Origin of the sequence: Alteromonas profundi, from assembly GCF_010500865.1 — a bacterium.
GTDB classification, from domain to species: Bacteria; Pseudomonadota; Gammaproteobacteria; order Enterobacterales; family Alteromonadaceae; genus Alteromonas; species Alteromonas profundi.
The window spans coordinates 1-16,642 of record NZ_JAAAWN010000006.1 but is presented as its reverse complement, the minus strand read 5'-3'; the positions used below and the strand labels follow the sequence as shown (position 1 = coordinate 16,642).

At 46.2% G+C, this 16,642-nt stretch carries 13 protein-coding genes; 5 read left to right on the top strand and 8 right to left on the bottom strand.

All coding sequences use genetic code 11. The features are described from left to right. Window position 1 precedes the first annotated feature (1 nt). Genes gspE through gspC form a run of 3 tightly spaced genes read right to left on the bottom strand, consistent with a single transcriptional unit; the run spans window position 2 to window position 4,568 of the window. Window positions 2–1,567 (bottom strand): type II secretion system ATPase GspE, encoded by a 1,566-nt coding sequence (gspE, locus tag GTH32_RS06015; protein ID WP_163084349.1) that lies wholly within the window; start codon window positions 1,565–1,567, stop codon window positions 2–4. Between the two features lies 1 nt (window position 1,568). Beyond that, the gene (gene gspD, locus GTH32_RS06010; RefSeq protein ID WP_163084348.1) at window positions 1,569–3,611 is read right to left on the bottom strand and encodes a type II secretion system secretin GspD; all 2,043 of its coding nucleotides are present in this window, start codon (window positions 3,609–3,611) and stop codon (window positions 1,569–1,571) included. A gap of 18 nt (window positions 3,612–3,629) precedes the next feature. Then, on the bottom strand, window positions 3,630–4,568 hold the full coding sequence (gspC, locus tag GTH32_RS06005) for a type II secretion system protein GspC (RefSeq protein ID WP_163084347.1): 939 nt from the start codon (window positions 4,566–4,568) through the stop codon (window positions 3,630–3,632). Between the two features lie 126 nt (window positions 4,569–4,694). Here gspC and hslR point away from each other — a divergent pair, with 126 nt between their 5' ends. The 4 genes from hslR to GTH32_RS05985 all read left to right on the top strand — a co-directional run bounded on the left by hslR (window position 4,695) and on the right by GTH32_RS05985 (window position 9,346). Further along, entirely contained in the window at window positions 4,695–5,099 is a 405-nt protein-coding gene (gene hslR, locus GTH32_RS06000) for a ribosome-associated heat shock protein Hsp15 (protein WP_163084346.1), read from the top strand. A 24-nt stretch (window positions 5,100–5,123) separates the two neighbouring features. Next, the gene (gene hslO, locus GTH32_RS05995; protein WP_163084345.1) at window positions 5,124–6,023 is read left to right on the top strand and encodes an Hsp33 family molecular chaperone HslO; all 900 of its coding nucleotides are present in this window, start codon (window positions 5,124–5,126) and stop codon (window positions 6,021–6,023) included. A 295-nt stretch (window positions 6,024–6,318) separates the two neighbouring features. Then, window positions 6,319–7,881, top strand: coding sequence for a phosphoenolpyruvate carboxykinase (locus GTH32_RS05990; RefSeq protein ID WP_163084344.1), 1,563 nt, complete (start codon window positions 6,319–6,321; stop codon window positions 7,879–7,881). Between the two features lie 292 nt (window positions 7,882–8,173). Next, entirely contained in the window at window positions 8,174–9,346 is a 1,173-nt protein-coding gene (locus GTH32_RS05985) for an MFS transporter (RefSeq protein ID WP_163084343.1), read from the top strand. Here the strand turns inward: GTH32_RS05985 and envZ are convergent. The 4 genes from envZ to GTH32_RS05965 all read right to left on the bottom strand — a co-directional run bounded on the left by envZ (window position 9,343) and on the right by GTH32_RS05965 (window position 13,751). Further along, window positions 9,343–10,653, bottom strand: a complete 1,311-nt coding sequence (envZ, locus tag GTH32_RS05980; protein WP_163084342.1) for a two-component system sensor histidine kinase EnvZ — start codon at window positions 10,651–10,653, stop codon at window positions 9,343–9,345. The genes GTH32_RS05985 and envZ overlap by 4 nt on opposite strands. 51 nt (window positions 10,654–10,704) lie before the next feature. Further along, window positions 10,705–11,427 carry an osmolarity response regulator transcription factor OmpR gene (ompR, locus tag GTH32_RS05975; protein WP_281360017.1) on the bottom strand — a complete coding sequence of 241 codons (723 nt, stop codon included), beginning with the start codon at window positions 11,425–11,427 and terminating at the stop codon, window positions 10,705–10,707. A gap of 165 nt (window positions 11,428–11,592) precedes the next feature. After that, window positions 11,593–12,690, bottom strand: coding sequence for a DUF2855 family protein (locus GTH32_RS05970; RefSeq protein ID WP_163084340.1), 1,098 nt, complete (start codon window positions 12,688–12,690; stop codon window positions 11,593–11,595). A 155-nt stretch (window positions 12,691–12,845) separates the two neighbouring features. Next, entirely contained in the window at window positions 12,846–13,751 is a 906-nt protein-coding gene (locus GTH32_RS05965; protein WP_163084339.1) for a phosphoribulokinase, read from the bottom strand. A gap of 164 nt (window positions 13,752–13,915) precedes the next feature. On the opposite strand from GTH32_RS05965, the gene GTH32_RS05960 reads away from it, so the two are divergent. Beyond that, window positions 13,916–16,141: a DUF2339 domain-containing protein gene (locus GTH32_RS05960; protein ID WP_163084338.1), complete on the top strand. Its 2,226-nt coding sequence runs from the start codon at window positions 13,916–13,918 to the stop codon at window positions 16,139–16,141. A 2-nt stretch (window positions 16,142–16,143) separates the two neighbouring features. On the opposite strand, the gene GTH32_RS05955 is transcribed toward GTH32_RS05960, so the two are convergent. Then, window positions 16,144–16,642: transposase (locus tag GTH32_RS05955; protein WP_163084337.1), on the bottom strand; the 499-nt coding region annotated here is incomplete at its 5' end.

Genomic DNA, 16,642 nt, shown 5'->3' with positions numbered 1-16,642 from the left:
GCTAATCCTCTCTGGTAACGCGCAAGACTTCTTCTAATGCGGTCACACCAGACAGCACCTTGCGACAGCCGTCTTCTCGAATACTCGGCGTGCTTTGGCGAATATACTTTTCAATCGCTTGCTCGCCTACGCCTTCGTGCATCATTTCACGAATTTTTTCATCCACTAAGAGTAATTCATGGATGCCCGTACGGCCTCTATAGCCTGTTTGGTTGCAGGCGGCACAGCCATGCGGAGAATAGATAGTGATATTATCGTCAGCGGCAATACCCAATACGTCCTTTTCCTGGAGGTCAGGGGTATGCGCTATCTTGCATTCACTGCATAGGGTTCGTACTAAACGCTGCGAGAGCACGGCCAATAAGCTTGAAGAGAGTAAGAAGGGTTCTATCCCCATATCTTCTAGTCGCGTGATAGCACCTGCAGCAGTATTGGTATGCAAAGTGGAAAGCACTAAGTGGCCGGTCAAACTTGCTTGCACGGCAATTTGCGCGGTTTCAATATCGCGGATTTCACCTACCATTACTACGTCGGGGTCTTGACGTAATATCGCCCGTAAACCTCGGGCAAAGGTCATATCTACCCGTGGGTTAACTTGGGTTTGCCCTATGCCGGGTAAGTCAAATTCAATGGGGTCTTCTACGGTTAAGATGTTACGGTCTCGCGAGTTTATCTCACTTAAGCCGGCATACAAGGTGGTACTTTTACCCGAACCTGTGGGGCCTGTTACCAATATAATTCCGTGGGGCTTTCTGATTAGCGTAGAGAAATGTCCTCGGTTTTCTTGGGTCATTCCTAAATCTTGTAAGTTTAAACGTGCATTGTTTTTATCTAATAAACGCAATACAACACGTTCGCCGTGGCTCGATGGCATGGTAGATACCCGCACATCAACCGCACGCCCTGCGATACGAAGCGTAATACGGCCATCCTGCGGAACGCGCTTTTCAGCAATGTCTAACTTTGCCATTACTTTAATACGAGACACTAACATAGAAGAAAGCTTTCTATTTGGCCTTAAAATTTCACGCAATACGCCGTCCACGCGAAAGCGCACAACCAATTGGTTCTCGAAGGTCTCAATGTGTATATCTGAGGCCCCTTCTTTGATGGCTTCACCTAGCATAGCGTTAATAAGCTTAATGATAGGTGCGTCATCTTCATTATCTAGTAGGTCTTCGGTATCGGGTAAATCTTCAGCTAAGGTAAATAAGTCGCTTTCATTCCCTAAATCTTCCATTAACTGCTTGGCCGCAGAGCTGTCTCGCTGAAATGCGCTGGTGAGCAAGTTTTCAAATTCATCCGCGGCTATGGTTTTTGGCACAAAAGGTTCGCCGTAAAAGCGACGCACTTCGGCGAAAATTTCAAAAGGTGTATTTTCAGTAAAATACAGTACCGCTGGGGTTTCATTGGTTTCTAGCAACACCTGGTTGCGTTTGGCAAAGCTAAACGACAGTTGTTTGGGGCCGGGGGGCTGCTCAGGCACGCCCTCATCATGCTCCATCGCTTCTAGCGCTTCTTCCTGTGCTGCTACTGCTAAGGTTAGCTGTTCGTCTTGCCCGGCCATATTATTCGTTGCCTTCTTCTTGCTGCGCTTTCTCGGTTAAATATTCTTCAAACGAAGGCGGCAGAGAAAGTTTGTCATCCCAATTAGGCATAGTGGGCGTTTCTTCGGTAGGCATAAGCGAGATGCCTTCTTGCTGACGCTTCAACTGCAGCGCACGAATATAGTTGTATTTGCGATGGCTAATTGCGTTCATGGTTGCACCATCGCGAACAATGGTAGGCTTTAGAAACACCATAAGGTTACGCTTACGCTTAGTGGTAGAGGTTGACTTGAACAAGTGACCTAGCAACGGGATATCGCCAAGCAAAGGTACTTTAGATACGCTTTCTTGCACGTCTTCATCAATTAAACCACCAAGTACAATAGTGCCGCCATCGTCAACGATAACCGTGGTTTTAATTTCTCTTTTATTAATTGAAATATCCACCGAGGTGGCGCCACTTACGCTGGAAACTTCTTGTTCAATTAATAATTGAACTGCATCACCTTCATTTATTTGGGGGGTCACTTTTAGTTTAATTCCCACTTCTTGGCGATCAACGGTCTGAAATGGATTTGAATTATTCGACCCTGTAGTGGTACCTGTGATAATGGGAACTTCTTGGCCCACAATAAAGAAAGCTTCTTCGTTATCCATGGTTGTTAAGTGCGGCGTGGCCAGTATGTTTGAATTAGTATCGGTGCTTACTGCTTGAACAACGGCACCCCAACCATCTTGAATAATACCTGCGATGAGGCCATTTGCTCCCCCCAATAAACTCGCAAGTGAGGTGTAATCACCGTCACTGGTATTGGTTACCGTGTAAGGTGAGCCGTCATCAGACACATAGGTTTCTGTTTCGGTGGACTCTGACGCTTCCTCAATGGCTACAGCAAGAGATCCCACAGGCACAATACCGTTGCTAAATTGCGTACCACCGCCTTCTTCTGATACCCATTGCACCCCAAAAGTTGTGCCATCGCCTTCAAACACTTCAACAATTATCGCTTCTACCTGTACCTGCGCTCGGCGAATATCGAGTTGACGAACGACTTCTTCTAATGAGCGCATCATGTCTGGCTCAGCAGTAATAACAATCGCGTTCGAGTCTTCGTGGGCATCAATACTAATTTCTCGATTGGCTGAGGCGCGGCGGGTTGTGCCCCCACTTTGTTCTTCTGCTTGAATACTGGCAGAAACCCCTTGTAGCACTTTAACGAGATCTTCAGCTTTTGCGTAATTAAGGAACATTACCCGGGTATTACCATTGGTTTCAAGCTCTTGGTCCATGCGTTGAATAAGGTTAATCAACCGCTGGCGGGCTTTAATATCGCCGCTAACTATTACCGAGTTAGTTCTATCGTCGGCCACAACGCGAGGCTCTGATTTACCTGCTGTGGTGGCTTTGCCTTGTGACTTATTGATACTTTCAATAATTCGTACCATTTCTGAGGCAGACGCATAACGCAGCTTAACGATTTCAACTTCTTCGTCGCCAGCACGGTCAACACGTTCGATAATTTCAACTAAACGGTTTACCACAGCAGCACGACCCGTAATCATCATCACATTCGAGGGGTCGTGGCTGACCACATTACCGCCCCCTGCTTGATCGTTAAGTTGGCGTAAAATAGGCGCTAATTCGCGCACAGGTACGTTATAGACAGGCACCACGCGGGTGATCATTTCATCGCCGTCACGGGCAGAGCCTTCAACTACCGGGATATTTGAGGTTTTGGCATCTTTTGAACGTACCACCTTTAATATGCCGCTGGGCATTTCAACCACGGCAAAATCGTATACTTGCAAGACGTTTAAGAAGAACTGATAGTACTGATCTTCATTTAGCATATCGTAGCTACGCACACTAATTTTTCCCCGCACGTTGGGGTCAACAATGATGATGCGTGATAAATTCTTGCCTACAATATTAATGAACTCATTAATATCTGTATCTTTGAAATTAGGCATGTACTCGGCCGCAGTCACTGAAAAGCACAGAAGCGCGGTGCATAGTGCTGTGCTTAAGCGGGAGAGGATTTTTTGGCTTGGGCGCCTTTTCATTCTGTCTTCCTTTGTTGCTTATTCGTCTGAAGGCTCTGGCAAATCCAGATAGAGCGTGGTCAGGCTACCATCACGAATTATCGTAAATTCAAGAGATTGGGCTGTTCTTAATTCACCTAATGCTTCTTTCGATTGTTGCATGTCGGTTAAGTCCAAACCATTAATTTGGGTTACTACATCGCCAGCCTTAAGGCCGGCTGATTTGAATAGGGTAGGGTCAACACCTGGGCCTACTTGATAGCCAATAAGCTGACCTTCCTCAGACTTCGGCGAAACCGAGATGAAATCTGTGAAGCTGGCCGGGCGCTCTCGCAGCGAGGTTGTTACCAGCAAGGCTTCACCACTAATTTCGCGTGTGCTTTCATTTTCGTCTCGATCGCTTGGCGCCGGCGTAGGTTGGCGCTGAGCCTGACGTTGACGTTTTTTGTTCGCTTCATCGTAATCAATTCCCTCTAGCATAAGGGTTTCATTACGAATACCGTTCTTTATTATTACTCGGTCTGCATACACTTGTTTTAAGGTGGCATTGGTGCCGTCTATTTTATCCCCTAAACCGTAGACCAATTGTTGATTTCTGTTTTCAATTACCGCGGTTCCCGCTGACTCCAGCGAACTGGCCACCACCCCGGTAAGGGTTAGGTTAAGGCGGGTTTCTGGTGCATCGGTAACAGGGGCTTCCTCTACTTTAGGCGCGGCGGCCACGTCACCGAACAAATTTAGCTGTTGTATTTTATTCAGGTTGACCCCACCTTGCACTGATGTTGACGTCGTCACTGGCGTACGTGCTACTTCGGTGGTCGCAGATAACTGAGGTTCAGGTATAATTCGCCATAAGAGTTTGGCAGCGAATGCGATGAGATACAGGCTCAACAGCACGACAATAAGCGTATGCAGTTGTTTCTGATACTGGTTTACGTAAACAACCAGAGATTGTGGATTGATTTTATTGAATGTCATGCTGCCACTGATGGTACTGCTTTTATTAAAAGTAAAATTTTAGTTAACCGCGCTTTGGCCGCCCCATGATAGCCTAGTAAAGGTCGGGGTCACAATACTAAAGCCTCACCGTTACGAAATTAATACATGGCTAAACAACAAAACAACGATGTTACACAAAATATTAGGCTAGACAAATGGCTATGGGCAGCGAGGTTTTGTAAGACCCGTGCCATCGCCAGAGAGATGGTGCAGTCAGGAAAGGTTCACTACAACGGCCAGCGCGCTAAGCCAAGTAAAAATGTAGAGCTCGGCGCAATGATAAAAGTTCCCTCAGGATGGGATATTCGTGAAATTCGTGTGCTTGGTCTTAGCGATAAACGTGTGGGCGCAGCAATAGCGCAAACGCTTTATGAAGAAACGCAGGAAAGTGTAAGCAAACGTGAAGAAAATCAAGCCGCGCGTAAATTGAACGCGTTTCATAGCCCGAAGCCTGCGCATCGACCAGACAAAAAACAACGCCGACAGATTATTAAATTTAAACAGCAGTAAATTGCTGTAGAACAGGATTAGCTTATGAGTGCCTTCGACAAATTACACCGTTTTATCTTTCCTAACGCGAATGTGCGCGGCGAGTTGGTTCGCCTTGATGAAAGCTTGAACCATATTGTGCATAGTTACGAATATCCCGTACAAATTCAGCGTTTGCTGAGTCAAATGGCCGCTGCCACGTCGCTATTAACCGCGACGTTGAAATTTAAAGGCGAAATTGCTCTACAAATTCAAAGTAAAGGGCCGGTGAGCTATGCAGTAATAAATGCAACCCATAGCCAAACGCTTAGAGGTGTGGCGCGCTGGGACGAGACACTAACGAGCTTACCCGAGTCGTTTGGCGAACTGCTTACAGACGCGGTACTGGTAATAACCATTACCCCCGATGAGGGTGAGCGTTATCAAGGGGTCGTAGCGTTGGAAAAACCTACGCTTGCTGAGTGTTTAGAAGAATATTTTGCCCAGTCAGAGCAGCTCGCCACCCGGGTGCGGTTAATGACTGATTTGCAAGACCCTGAAAATGCCAAAGGGGCCGGCGTACTATTGCAGGTGCTACCGACAGATGCCAGTGCTACCGATGTGTCGCAAGCCACCGAGTTTGAGCACATTGCCACCCTTACAGACACCCTAACTGAAGAAGAAATGTTTGCATTGTCGGTAGAGGAAATTTTGCATCGTTTATATCATCAAGAAGATGTAGAAGTATTTCCCGCTCAAGCAGTAAGCTTTGCGTGCACCTGCTCGAAAGAGCGCAGTGCAGAAGCGCTTCGCCATGTGGAAAAAGCTGAGTTGTTGGCCATTATTGAAGAAGAGGGGGCGATTAAAATGAATTGCCAATATTGTCACACCGAATATCGCTTCGATAGCATTGATGTTGAAGCTATTCATAACGGCAATATGCCTTCTTCAAACACCAATCAGTAACCCCTCCTATATATTTTTAACGCCACTGACGTGAATATTCCGTCAGGGGCGTTTTCGTTTTTGTACTTATATTTTGAAACAAACTAACTAAATTGCCCTAAAGTGGGTTCGGTATGGGGGTTTACCCACAAAATTATCTGTTTTTGTAATTTTTTTACAATATTTCTGAAAGTTAAGTCTGGTAAATAGTCACTATCCAGTATAGGAATATACCTAAAGTGCCTGTTTACATTATGCTTATTGGAGTGTTACTTTTTGAAAGTGCTTTTGAAATATTACATTAGAGGTTACGGCTATGAGTGCGGCGGCGTCATTACAAACAGATTTGAAAATTTCACCACTGGTGGACTTACCTAACGCAGAACTAATTGAACGCGCAGTGCAGCGCGGTGAAGGGGTTTTAGATAACAATGGAGCTTTGGTGGTTGAAACGGGCGAAAGAACAGGCCGTTCACCTAATGATCGGTTTATAGTTAAAGAAGCGACCACTGAAAACGAAATTGACTGGGGCAAAGTGAATAAGCCCTTCGACGCTGACAAATTTGATGCCCTCTGGGAAAAGGTAGAGGCGTTTCTCAATACACAAGAGCATTTTCTTTCACATTTGCAAGTGGGGGCCGATCCCACTCACGCGCTGCCCCTCGAAGTTAGAACCCAGACTGCGTGGCAACATGTTTTCGCACGTAACCTGTTCATCATACCTACGCAGTGGAATCCGCATCAGCAACAGGCGTGGCAAGTGCTAAATGTACCGGGGTTTGAGTGCGATCCTATGCGTGATGGCACCAACAGTGATGGGGCGGTTATTATCAACTTTGCCGCTAAGCGGGTGCTTATCGCAGGAATGCGGTATGCCGGAGAAATGAAAAAAGCCATGTTTTCGGTGCAAAACTTTCTGTTACCGGCTAAAGATATTCTGCCTATGCACTGCTCTGCCAATGTGGGAGAGCAAGGCGATGTAACCTTATTTTTTGGTTTGTCGGGTACGGGTAAAACCACCCTCTCTGCCGACCCTAAGCGTTTCTTAATTGGCGATGACGAGCATGGTTGGGGCGAAGGTAGCGTATTTAATATTGAAGGTGGGTGCTACGCCAAGTGTATCGATCTATCTGAAAAAAATGAGCCGGTTATTTTTAACGCTATTAAATTTGGTACCATTTTGGAAAACGTCGTGCTAGATGAACAACGTAGGCCAGATTATTCAGATACTAGCTTGACCCAAAATTCCCGTGCTGCATACCCCCTTACCCATATTGAAAAACGGGTAGCAGAAAACCGCGCTGGTGAGCCCCGCTCTGTGGTGTTTCTAACCTGTGACGTCAGCGGTGTGCTACCGCCGGTTTCTGTTTTAAGTGAAGAAGCGGCGGCGTATCATTTTCTAAGTGGTTATACAGCTAAAGTGGGGTCCACGGAAATAGGCTCTACTTCTGATATAGAGTCCACATTCTCCACTTGTTTCGGTGCTCCCTTCTTCCCCCGCCCTGCTGGGGTTTATGCTGAGCTACTTATTAAGCGGGTGAAGGCCTTTGGTGCCAAAGTCTATTTAGTTAATACCGGTTGGACCGGCGGCCCCTACGGCACCGGGCAAAGGTTTGATATACCCACCACTCGGGCAATCATTGATGCCATAGTATCCGGTGAGTTGGCCAACGTAGAAACACAGCATATCGATGTATTGAACTTAGATGTGCCGGTTGCGGTTTCTGGTGTCGATAGCCAGCTGCTAGTACCGAAGAATACGTGGCAAGACCCAGATAAGTACCTAGAATTTGCAACTAACTTAGTGAAAGAATTTAATCAAAACTTTGCTAAGTATGAGGTAAGTGAGGCCATCGTAAACGCAGGGCCTGGTCACTAAATCTTGTCTAACCGAGTTTAGTGTTCATTTTCGTTAGGCTCGGTTGGCCTAGATATAGGGGGATTTAATCCTGCCCCTTCCCAACGTTCATCACTTTTTATGTGATTGATGTTTTGCCCACGCTTAGTCGTGGGCTTTTTTATATTTTTTCGTACATCTTGTGTGCATTATACTAAAGGCGTAAGCTAAGCACCTTGGTACCTGCTCGCGGTATCAACCTCGAAAAATAACAAAATACCCTACCTATAATCGTGCAACACGCGCTACTTTCTTATGTTTTAAAGGAGACCGGATGAGCCGTCGCCCTGTCACTATTGTTATTTTCTCAGGTTTTTTTCTGCTGGGTATGCTGTTTATATTATGGGGTATTTTACTGCCTGATATTGCCACTGATCTGAAAATGTCTGAATTGGTGAGTGGTGCCTTTTTTTCCCTATTTAGCATTGGCATGATGCTAGGTGCGGTACTTGGTGGAAAGTACGTCAGCCGCTTTGAACATATGCCCTTGTTAGCGGCGCTGCTTAGTATCAACGCCTCATTGTTGTGGTTAATCTCTTTACTAACCATGTGGCAATGGGTGCTATTTGTGGCGGTGCTTATTGGTATCGCCAGTTCTACTATTTTCACCTTAGGGCATACCCTCATTGCACGCCTTTATGAAGCGAAGCGTTTTACCATGATGGGGCTTATGGACTTTATGTTTAGTTTAGGCACCTTTGCTGCGTCCTTCTTTGTTTCGTTATTGTATTTGGCCGCTGAAAATTGGCGTCTGCCGATTCAGGTCTTAGGCGGCATTATGGTGTGCTTGTCAGCCTATACTTATTTGGCTGCACGCTCACAGGCAAAAATGTTAAAAGGGCAACCTAAAGCTGAGCGTAAAACCCTTTCTTTCAATGCAGTTATTAAGCAGCCGATATTTATATTTATGGCGCTGTTAAGTTTTGGGTATGGTTCTGTGGAGTTTGGGAACGCCAATTGGTTTGTCAGCTATGCTCAAAACGGCATTGGATTTACCGGAGAGCAATCACGAAATCTGTTGGCGTGTTTTACCGCTGGTATGGTCGTCAGCCGTCTGGTATTTCCCTTTTTACTGCGGTTTGTTTCAGTTCATCGATTAATGGTAATAATGGCTACGGCGTCGTTATGTGGTGTGTTTGCCATCAAACTCGTACCGAGTTTATATGGCATTGGCGCAGGAAACCTGCTGTTAGGCTTAGGGCTTGGCGGGCTATTTCCACTTATGCTATCTGCCGCTATGAATATAGACAGTAATAATGGCCCTGTGTTGTCGGGAATTTGTATTATTGGCAATTCTACCGGCGTACAAGTGGCGTCTTTTTCCACTGGGGTATGGGCAAATTACGCGCCGCTTACAACCGCGTTTTGGGTTATACCTATGGGTGGGTGTATTTTATGGCTAGCCACATGGGGGTACAGCCGTTTGGTGAAACAACAACATGGCTAAACGGGAAGAGAAAACTCCGCCACTAGCCCTTTCTCCGCATGGTTTTTCAATACAACTTCACCATCATGCCCCTCTATAATGCGGCGAATAATAGCGAGTCCAAGACCGGATCCAGATGAGCTGCGGGCTTTGTTACCTTGCGCAAAAGGCATAAAGACATTGGCAATTTCATCGGGTGGAATACCAGGGCCAAAATCTCTTACTTTGCAATAAATGCGTTTTTTATTGCGATCGTAAAAGCTGGTAATAACGATGTTGTCTGAACCATAGCGAAAGGCATTTTCAATTAAGTTGTCTACAACCCGCTTTATGGCTATTCGCCTGACACTTATAAAAGGTAATGGATTTAGCTTTAACTCAATATGATGACCTTCTTCAATATGGCGAGCGTGAGTAAGCTCGCTAATTAGCATATTTAAATCTGTGTCTTGTTTTTCTTCTTCACTGTCATAACGCGCATAATCGATAAACTGATCGATAATGGCGTTCATGTCTTCAATATCGTTAACTATGCCGTCTTTTATCCAGTCTTGATCTTCTGGCAGCATTTCAGATGCCAAGCGAATGCGCGTAAGGGGGGTGCGTAGGTCGTGGGAGATGCCCGCCGTCATCAGCGTGCGATCATGTTCAAGTTGTTTAATACCCTGATTCATTTTATTAAAGGCACGGGTTACCTGAATCATTTCCGTGCTGCCTTGTTCTTCGAGTGGCGAAGGGTATTCGCCTTTACCCACTTTTAACGCCGCTTTCTGTAAGGCCAGTAAGGGGCGAGTCATTCTCCTTACAAACAGCCAGCCACCTGCAACACTTAGAATGCCAATAACCATTAGATACATAGTAAGAGGGGAAATGTTCGCCTCGTTTAACCCCGTTATTGGTATGGCAATCCAAGTATCGGGATATCGAGATAAAGCGATCCACACCGTATAGGGTGCCGATGTATCTGATTGCTGAGAGACGGTACTAATTCTAACGTCGGCAAGTTGATTGAGTTGCTGGCTCACCTGGGAGGAAATAAACGAATAGTACACCGCATTATTCAACCCTTCTAACTTGGCTTGGCTGCTATCTAGTACCTTTACCGACGTACGTTCAAAATACCTTTGGCGCTGCTTTTCCTGGCTAACGAGGAGATCATTTGCCAGCACACTTTTTACTTGTGTGGCTAGTAAGCTGTTGATTTGCTGATAGCTTGGCTGAATAAAATAATAGGTTACCGATAAGTAAGACACAATTTGGTTAATCAGCAATAAAATACCAATTAGCATCACGGTTTGCGCGAAGGCGCTTTGCGGAATTATTCTCATTTTGTCCGTTAATTTATCGTCTAACCCATAAGTATTGGCAATATTGTGCCGCTACACGTGTTCACCGTCAGGCACAAATACATAGCCTAAGCCCCACACTGTTTGGATATAGCGCGGATTGGCAGGGTCAGTTTCAAGCATTCTACGCAACCGTGAAACCTGAACGTCGATGCTGCGCTCTAAAGCACTGTAGTCTCTGCCCCGGGCTAGGTTCATAAGTTTATCGCGCGACAGGGGCTCTCTTGGGTGAGTAACCAGGGATTTAAGTACCGCAAATTCACCGCTAGTGAGGGTTAGTGGGGTCTCTCCAGCCATCATTTCACGGGTGGCCAAATTGAGTTTATATTCGCCAAATTCGACTACTTGCATGTCTTTTGAGGGGGCCCCGGGCGCTTCGCTACTACGCCGGCGTAACACTGCTTTGGCGCGGGCGAGTAATTCCCTTGGGTTAAAGGGTTTTGGAAGGTAATCATCGGCTCCCATTTCTAGCCCAATAATACGATCGACCTCGTCTCCCTTAGCGGTAAGCATAATAATAGGCAGTTCGTTCTCGGCTTGTCGCAAACGCCGACAAATAGAAAGCCCATCTTCACCCGGCAGCATAAGGTCGAGCACCATTAGATGAAAGTTTTCTCGCTCAAGTAGTCTGTCCATTTGCTCTGCGTTAGCAGCGCTACGAACTTGGTAGCCTTGCTCAATTAAATAGCGTTCTAACAGGTTACGTAGACGCATATCATCATCTACTACAAGAATTTTAGAGGTTTCCTGACCCATACTCATACCCTTGATATTGCTTTTGTTTCACTATACCACTAGGGAACAAATACAAAAGAAAGAAAGTGCGAATATACGCGTCTGTTTGTTACAAATAGTGTCTGATTGCAATGCCACCAACAGTGTGGCTCCCCTGCTTGTGTTGGTGACTTATTTGGCGAAGGGTTAGTTGAATGACAGCACATTCAGCGCTTGGGTATCAGCGCTGCCATCTAGCGTGGCAAGGTATAGCGTAATAATGTCATCGGTGCCCACATGATGTTGTTCGTAAAAAGTATCGTTGATGTTGTTTGCAAAGCTCTTCCATGCTTCGGCGTAGCGGGAAAGAAAAGATTCATGGCCCCACTCCTGTTGGCGTAGTTTAACCCGCGCGGGGGCGAAAAATATTTCTGCAGCAAGGGCTTTTGGGTTTGGCTTCGTATTCGCTTTCCAATCCGTAGCACCAATTAAAGTAATGTTATTTAATTGTTTCCCTAAAGCCTTGGTTACCTCGTCTATTAACCCGCCATTGGCAGCAAAATCAAGCAACCAATAAGGCAAGGTATTATCCAGTTTATGTAGATTGTCGTAACCTATCACCTTGTCATAGCAGCCGGTTTGTTTAACCATGTCTACCTTTGCAGGCGACGTTAATCCAATAACCTGATAAGTGGCGTTTCGTGCTTGTTTTTGTGCTTTTAAGCGCTGCGCTGTGCCTAATGCGGTTTTGCTAGACGCGCTAGATAGCAGCAGTGATTCACCGTGTGAGAGGGAGGCGACATAGTCATCGAGTACAAATGAAGTCATGTAGAGAGGACGAAAGTTTAGCTGCCAGGCCTCACGCGTTAAGTTATAGCCGGGGTCGTTAGCAACCCGTAGGTATTGATCATAAACCGGGCTGATACTTTTGCGCTTTTCATGGATGTCTGAAAAACCGTGGGTGGCGGCTTTACCTGCTTTAATAACCCAATGACTGGCCATGGGTAAGTAGCCAAAAACTTTTTCTCCGGGTTTAACCTCATTATGATTAGACGCGACAACCGTGGCAAAGCCCCACACAGGTACAATGCCATAGCCTTCAGCGGCAGGGAAAAAGCCCCAATAGCCCATTTTAAAGCCCAGCGCAGCATAGGTAATGTTGTTGGCAGAAAACCCGAAGCTATCAACGTTAAGTAGCACTTCATCCTCTCCCAAATTGTCGGTATCAATATCAAGGGTAACGACACGGGTGTTGGCTAGGTTTTGTTGATTGACCCATATTTGAGTAGCGGTAATTGCTGTCATGGCGACTGTCCAAACGGTAAATAGATGAACATACCATGGCGCACTTTGGTGTTTTTTGCGACTTGTCGTGGTTAATATATAGTTATAGGAATGGCGAATATTTCAGCCAAAATAAATGCTGCACTCTTTTTACCATAGACTGGCGTAAGCGCCCGCTAATCTTCTGCGTTTAACCAGTCCATTTGATGGCCGGCGCGGCGTTTCTTAGTGAGAATTTCATCTAGCAGCGGGGTTAAAATAAGTTCCATCGCTAGGCCCATCTTCCCGCCAGGGACTACCAAGGTGTTTATGCGCGACATAAAGGCGCCATCAATCATTTGCAGTAAGTAGGGGTAGTCTACGCTTTTCATTTCGCGCCTAAACCTAACCACGACAAAACTTTCATCCTGGGTAGGTATTTCTCTGGCGCTAAATGGGTTCGACGTATCTACGGTAGGTACACGTTGGAAGTTAACGTGTGTGCGGGAAAATTGGGGAGTAATATACTGAAAGTAGTCGTCTAGTCCGCGCACAATGCTACTCATTACCGCTTCTCTAGAATGACCGCGATCGGTAGTGTCACGCACAATTTTCTGGATCCACTCAAGGTTTACAATAGGTACCATGCCTACCAATAAATCTACGTGCTTGGCCACATCGTTTTCGTCGGTTTTTACCCCGCCGTGCAAACCTTCATAAAATAACAAATCGGTATTTTCAGGTAGGTCTTGCCATGGCGTAAAAGTACCAGGCATTTGGTTAAATGGCACGGCTTCATCAAACGTGTGTAAATACTGTCTAAATTGGCCAGTTCCAGAGCTGCCGTATTCCCTAAATAGTGATTCGAGCAGTTCAAAGTCATTAGCGCGTGGACCAAAGTAGCTAATATGTCTACCTTGCTCTTGTGCTTTACGAATTTCTACTTCCATTTCAGGGCGTGTGAACCGGTGAAAGCTGTCGCCGCCTACCACTGCTGCATTCACATTTAAGTTTCTGAAAATGTGACGAATTGCATTGGTGGTGGTAGTAGTACCTGCACCAGATGAACCTGTTATAGCAATAATAGGATGTTTTACAGACATAGGATTTCTTGTTGGCAAAGACGGTTACTAGTTATAAGCCCATGCGCGGTAATAATCAAGGCCAGTAATTAACGAGAGCTGCTTGGTAGCTATTTGACTTCCATCACTAAAAAGCGCAATTTAACCCAGATTGAATTTAGCTTGTTTACACGCAGGGCGTGACAATGGACCTGGATATGTTGGCGTTACTTGGCGTAGTAATTTTTATTGCGGTGTTTGCAGGAGCGATTATGTCGTTTTTCCAGCAACGTGAAATTACTGCCATGCAAAAGCAGATTGATGCGTTAAAGAAACAATTGGAACAAAGTAATGCTGCCACTGATAACCTTAGTTCGCCTACAACTAGCCTGCTCAATAGCAAAGTAAACGTCCATAAGCCTGATAGCAGCCCCTCAAATGTTACATCATCGCAAGGGCCTTCTTCTTTCCACACAGCGCCAAAAGGCAGGGCTGTCGAAGCCGCGCCACTAAGCGCCACCTCCACGCAAACAAACAAAGTAGGGCCAACGGCGCCTTCGTCTAAACAACGGGCTGGCCTCATTGGCTGGTTTGCTGATATATGGCACACCGACCATCGATTAAAGGTATCGATAAAAGAAAACGGCTTACTTTGGTTAGGTGGCGTAGTGTTGGCGGTGGGCGGGATATTTTTAGCCAACTATTCAATAGAAGCGGGGCTTGTTTCCGCAGAAATTAGAGTAACCCTAGGGGCGCTATTTGGTATTGGTTTAATTATTTTTGCCGAGTTTTTGGCGCGTCATCGAAAGCGATTTAGTATTTACTCACCTACCATTTGTGCGGCCTTAGCCAGTAGCGGTGTTATTACGTGCTATGCCATAACGTTGGTTGCCTACGAGTACTATCAGTTTATACCAGGGTTATTGGCATTTGCTATATTGTCGGTGGTGTCATTTGGGGCAACGTCACTTGCACTACGCTTTGGGCCGCTGCTGGCTTTGATAGGCATTGCAGGCGCTTATATTATTCCTGCTTTGGTGAGTACAGGGGAAAGTAACCTTGCCACCTTACTGACGTTTGTGTCGGCGGTTTCTCTATCTGGCATATGGGTAGCGCAGAGAGTAAAGCGCGACTGGCCGTGGTATACCAGTTTAATAGGTCATTTTAGCTGGGCTGCCGTGGCAATGACCTATACAGTTCAAGCCGACTTTGGAGTATGGCTAGGGTTTTGCGTCTTTTCTATCTACCTTTTTGTGTTTACCCATGTGTTAGGGTGGCAACTACAACTACGGATGGAAAAGGTACTGCCTGTACGTACTTTACTTATGCCGCGCAAAGAACAGTTGGGCGTGCTACTGCCAGTTGTTTTGTTGCACTGTTTTTTGCTGCTACATGGTAGCAATACGTACTTTTGGTTGGGGACGGGGGTACTTGCGTGTGTTTTGCTCATCCCCCCATCCCGTCATAGCGCACTAGACAGCTGGCCCGGCTTACTCCTCATTAGTGCACTTGTTCATATATCTTGGTTTAGCCAAACGGCGCTAAACGGCGAAATAAGCGATGCATTTGTGGGCGGTTACCTTTATGTGCAGGTAATCGCGCTAGGGGGCATGGCCTATTGCTTTTATATGGCAAAAACACGCGCGCGCCCGGCGTTTTGGTTTTATTTAGTTGCTTATCCTCTTGCCCTCTACGGCGTGAGTTACGCCATTATGCCCTTGCAAGGGCGCGAAGTGATTTATAGTGTTTGGGCGGGAGAGTTAGCTTTGATAGCCTTGACTAGCGCTATTCTCACGCTCAAAAGCCGTGACCGTTTGCAACAGGTTACTTTTGCCGTATTAGCGAATGCGTGTTTAACCCTATGTTTCACCATGCTGTTAAATGCCGCGACCTTATCTTTTGCGCTGGCCTTGCAGGTGGCGAGTATGACGCTGTTAAGCGTGAAGTATAAAGTTACCCTTCCCGATTGGGTTTATAAGGTGTTGTTAACGCTGGTTCTCGTTCGAATTACAGTTGCGCCTTGGCTCTCAGGTTATAGTGATGAACGTATATTCACCGTACATTGGACGGCGATTATCTACCCACTTCTATTTGTCGTTTTATCCGTGGCGCGACGCTACAACCCTTCTCCACGATTAAAGGTTTGGCTTGAAGGAGCGTTGCTTCACCTAGTGGCGCTAAATATGACCACCGAGCCTAGCTATTGGCTTACCGGAAGCTACCCATCGTTGCTAGCAAGTACCTATCATGAAGCCGTATTGCTAGCCTTGAGTTGGTGTAGTTTAGCGGTGGCTTATTGGTACCGGGCCTCTGTGGCGGGGGCGATGGCAAAAGTCTATCGTATTGCCGGTGGGGTATTGCTTTTCGCCACAGGCTACTTACACCTTGACCTATCTATAGCCTCTAACCCTGAGGGATCCCCACGAATTTAATTTCATGCGCTTCCGGCCCAGGCCCCGTCTACTATGGAGCTGTACCATTTGAGTGCAGCTTTCCACTGTCGCATGGTAAACCGTATTCGACAAGCGATAGCTCTGAGGCCGAGGTAGTGGAATGAGAGGACGTTTCTTTTTTCGGTATTGGCTTGGAAGCGCCGATGCTTATTCGATGAGACGAGCACCATACCCAATAATATAGCCACAAGTGACGCTAACGTGGTTAGCAATACTAGTATTGTTAGACGCTGCTTTTTCACGCTTTTGTTCTGTTCATAGCCAAGCCCGAACTTGGTGCTTTTCATATCTCTGAACCCTTCTTCAATCTGCATGCGCTGGCGATAAATAGCAACGACCTGTTTCGATAAGCTTCGGTGAGACGCCAGTGATGTGGCTAATAGCCACGGGTCTTTAGCGCCTTGCGCATGCACTTTTGAGCGCTTTGAGGCTTTGCGTGTACCATCTGGATTTGAAGCATGTCGTCCTTTAGATTTCTGT